This is a genomic window from Streptomyces arenae (genome assembly GCF_022343545.1).
Lineage (GTDB): Bacteria > Actinomycetota > Actinomycetes > Streptomycetales > Streptomycetaceae > Streptomyces > Streptomyces humi.
The window spans coordinates 1-4,747 of the sequence record NZ_JAKQYH010000017.1; the positions used below are offsets into that span (position 1 = coordinate 1).

At 72.0% G+C, this 4,747-nt stretch carries 1 protein-coding gene; it reads right to left on the reverse strand.

Annotated elements, in window-relative coordinates; genetic code table 11:
- The coding region (locus MB828_RS09210; RefSeq protein ID WP_301647756.1) for a non-ribosomal peptide synthetase at positions 1-4,737 on the reverse strand (4,737 nt) is incomplete at its 3' end.
- Positions 4,738-4,747 lie beyond the last annotated feature (10 nt).

Below are 4,747 nucleotides of genomic sequence, written 5' to 3' on the forward strand. Positions count from 1 at the left end.
CTCCAGCACGGCAGCACTCGCACACACCGTCGCCTCAGTCGGCCCATACGCATTCACCAACCGGAACCACTCACCCCACACCCCAGCCAACCCACCATCCAACCGCTCACCCGCCGTCACCAACGTCCGCAACCCCACCAGATCCGCCGGCTCCAACACCGACAACAACGACGGCGGCAACGTCGCCACCCGCACCCCACACCCCCGCACCAACCCCGCCAACAACCCCACATCCGCCCGCTCCTCAGCAGACGCCACCACCAACACCCCACCCGCCACCAACGCCACCACCAACTCCGACACCGCCGCGTCAAAACCAAACGACGCGAACTGCAACACACCCTCCCCCACACCCACACCGAACAACCCACCCTGCGCCACCGCCAGATTCACCACACCACCATGAGCAACCTGCACACCCTTCGGCCGCCCCGTCGAACCCGACGTATAAATCACATACGCCAACTGCTCCGGATGCACGACGACCTCGGGTGCGGTGACCGGCTGGCTGTCCAGGGCGCGCCGGACGTCGGGGGCGTCCAGCCACACGGCGGTGTCGGCCGGTAGGTCGCCGGCCAGGGACCGCTGTCCCACGAGCACCGAAGCGCCGCTGTCGGTGAGCATGAACCGCAGACGGTCGGCCGGGTATTCGGGGTCGAGGGGCAGATACGCGCCGCCGGCCTGCCACACCGCCAGCACGGCCACCACCATGTCGACACCACGCGGCAGGCACAGGCCGACGACCGACTCGGCTCCGACGCCGAGCGTGCGCAGGTGGTGGGCCAGTTGGTTGGCCCGCTCCATCAACTCGCCGTAGGTCAGCGATGCTTCACCGCACACAACGGCCGTCGCCTGCGGAGCCTCGGCCGCACGGGCGGCGATCAACTCGTGCACCCCGCCCACCGAGGGCAACACCCGGGACGTGTCGTTCCAGCCGTTGAGGGCGTCCTCGCGTTCGGGGGCGGTCAGCAGGGGCAGGTCACCGATGCGTCGGTCGGCGTCGGTGGCGACGGCGTCCAGCAGGACGATCAGGTGGCCGGCCAGCCGTTCGATCGTCTCGGGGTCGAACAGGGCGGTGCTGTACTGGAGTTCCCCCACGAGGGTGCCGTCGGCCTCCCCGAGGGTGACCACGAGGTCGAACCGGACCGGCAGTGCCGAGGCCTGCTGGTCGGGTCGGTCCGGTGTGTCGGCGCTGCGGGAGTGTCCGTTGTCGTAGTCGAAGAGGACCTGGAAGAGGGGGCTGCGGGAGCGGTCGCGCTCGACGGACAGCGCGTCGACGACCTGCTCGAAGGGCAGGTCCTGGTGGGCGTACGCGCCGAGGGCCGTCTCCCTCACGCGGCCCAGCAGTTCCCGGAACGACGGGTCGCCGGACAGGTCCGTCCGCATCACCAGGGTGTTCACGAAGAACCCGATCAGGTTCTCGGTCTCCGCCCGGTTGCGGTTGGCCACGGGGGTGCCCAGGACCACGTCGTCGGTGCCGGCGTACCGGCCGAGCAGGACGTTCACCGCGGCGAGCAGTGTCATCGACAGGGTGGTGCCGCTCTCGCGGGTCAGGTGGCGCAGCCGTTGTGCCGTACTGACGGGTATCCGGAAGTCCACCGTGCCGCCGTCGCTGGAGCGTACGGGCGGGCGGGGGCGGTCGGTGGGCAGTTCCAGGGTCGGGGCGCCCGCCAGCGTGGTGCGCCAGTAGGAGAGCTGTTCGTCCAGGACGTCGCCGGTGAGCCACTGGCGTTGCCAGAGGGCGAAGTCGGCGTACTGCACCGGAAGGGGCGGCAGCGGGTCGGGGTCGCCCGCGCGGAACGCGTCGTACAGCGTGGTGATCTCGTCCCGCAGGATGCGGCCGGACCAGTCGTCGGACACGACGTGGTGGAGTGCGAGCGCCAGCACGTGGTCGTCGTCGGCGACCTTGAGGAGGGTGCCGCGGATCAGGGGTCCGGCGGACAGGTCGAAGGGGCGGCGGGCGTCCGCCTCCAGGAACGCCCGCGCGGCTGCCCGTGGGTCGGGTTCGGCGGACAGGTCGACCAGGGGCAGGGGGAAGGGCGTCGGTTCGTCGATCACCTGGTGCGCCACCCCGTCCTGGCCTGCCACCAGCCTGGTCCGCAGCACCTCGTGCCGGGCCACCAGAGTGGTCAGGGCGTGGTGCAGGGCCGGGAGGTCGAGGGTGCCGGGCCGGCGCAGGGTGGTGGACAGGTTGTACTCGGTGGAGCCGGGTTCCAACTCGGCGAGGAACCAGAGGCGTTGCTGGGCGAAGGACAGGGGCAGTGGCTGGTCGCGGTCGACGGCGACGACCGGCGGGGCGGCCGTGCCGGTGGCCGAGCCGTCCACCGTGGAGGCGAGTTCGCGTACGGTCGGCCGGTCGAACAGCGCCGACAGGGGGACCTCGGCCCCGAACACCTCGCGGATACGGGAGATCACCTGGGTGGCGAGCAGCGAGTGGCCGCCCAGGTCGAAGAAGTTGTCCTCGGCGCCGACCCGTTCCACGCCGAGGACCTGTGCCCACACCTCGGCGAGGACCCGTTCGGTCTCGGTGCGCGCTGCCACCAGGCCGGCCGGGTCCCGTCGTACGCTGCCGGGCGCGGGGAGGGCGGCGTGGTCGGTCTTGCCGTTCGCCGTGAGGGGGAACTCGGCCAGTTCCACGACGACCGACGGCATCATGTACTCGGGCAGTCGCGCGGTGACGTAGGGGCGCAGTTCGGCAGCCGCGGGGGCGCCCTCGTCCCGGTCCGCCGGCACAAGGTAGGCCACCAGGCGGCGTTCGCTGCCCTCGCCGTCGGCGGTGACCACCGCGGACCTGATGCCCGGGTGGGTGGCGAGTACCGCCTCGACCTCGCCGGGTTCGATGCGGAAGCCGCGTACCTTGAGCTGCTGGTCGGTGCGGCCGAGGAACTCGAGGCGGCCGTCGGGCAGTCGGCGCACGCGGTCGCCGGTGCGGTACATCCGCGTCCCGGCCGGCCCGAACGGGTCGGGCAGGAACCGTTCGGCGGTGAGGGCCGGGCGGCCGCGGTAGCCGCGCGCGACCTGTGCGCCGGAGACGAACAACTCGCCCGGCACGCCCACGGGTACGGGCCGCAGCGCCGCGTCCAGGACGTGGACCCGGGTGTTGGCCAGTGGCCCGCCCAGTGGCACCACTCCCGTGTCGAGCACGTCGGCTGTCAGGGGGCCGGTGAGGACGCCGATCGTGGACTCGGTCGGTCCGTAGTGGTTGACGACGGCACGGTCCCCGGCAGCCTCGATCAGGGTGGCCAGCCAGTCCGGTGCGGCGCTTTCCCCGCCGAGCATGACTCCGCGGGCGGGGAGCACCCAGGCCAGGCCGGCGTCGGCGGCCAGCGCCGCGAGGTGCGAGGGCACGACCTTGATCCAGTCGACGGCCCAGGTGGTGAGGTGGGCGGCGACCGCGCGTCCGTCGACCGCAGCGGCGGCGTCCAGGACGTGCAGGGTTCCGCCGGAGGCCAGGCAGCCGAAGACGACGGTGTTGCCGAGGTCGGTGACCACGGGCTGGAGCAGGCCGAACCGGCCGCCGTCGGTCCACCCGGCGCGGTCCACGACGGAGGTGACGTAGTTGACGACGCCCGCGTGGGTGACCTGTACGCCCTTCGGCCGACCCGTCGAACCGGAGGTGTAGATCACGTACGCCAGTTGGTCCGGGAGCGCGGCGGCGCCGGGCGTGTCGGCCGGCATGGCGGTCACCGCGGCCCGTACGGCCGGGTCGTCCAGGACGACGGTCCGCAGCCGGCCGACGGGCAGTTCGTCGACCAGGTCCTCGGTGCCCACGAGCACGGTGGCGCCGCTGTCGGCGAGCATGAACGCCAGTCGTTCGACGGGGTATTCGGGGTCCAGTGGCAGGTAGGCGCCGCCGGCCTGCCAGACGGCGAGGACGGCCACGATGGTGTCGGCGCCGCGGGGCAGGCAGACGGCGACCACCGACTCGGTGCCCACGCCGATGCCGCGCAGGTAGTGCGCGAGCCGGTTGGCCCGGGCCATCAGACCGCCGTAGGTGAGGGTCTCGGCGCCCGCGACGACCGCCACGGTGTCCGGGGCGGCCGCGGCCCGCGCGGCGATCAGTTCGTGCGGTCCGGCCGCCGACGGCACGGGCGCGTCGGTGTCGTTCCAGTCCCGCAGCACCTGGCGCCGCTCGGCGGGGGTGAGGACCGGCAGCCGGGACAGCGTCTCCCCGGCGTCCCGGGCCACGGCGGTCAGCAGGGTGACGAGGTGGCCCGACATCCGCTCGATCGTCGCGGCGTCGAAGAGCGCGGTGCTGTACTCGAACTCCCCGGCCAGGCCGCTTCCGCCGTCACTGAGCACCAGCCGCAGGTCGAACTTCGCGACGACACCGCCGTCTGCCGCGTCGGCGGCGGTGAGGTCGGTGCCGCCGCCGTCCGGGGTCTCCGCGAAGTCGTAGTTGAGCAGGGCCTGGAACAACGGCGTGCGCGAACGGTCCCGGTCGGCCACCAACGCGTCCACGACCTGCTCGAACGGCACATCCTGATGCGCGTACGCACCCAGAGCCGTCTCCCGCACCCGCCCCAGCACCTCACGGAACGACGGATCACCCGACAGATCCGTCCGCATCACCAACGTGTTCACGAAGAACCCGATCAGATCCTCCGTCTCGGCACGGTTCCGGTTCGCCACCGGCGTGCCCACCACCACGTCCTCCGACCCCGCATACCGCCCCAACAACACCGCGTACGCGGCCAACAACGTCATGAACATCGACACACCGCACTCACGCGACACCGCACGCAGG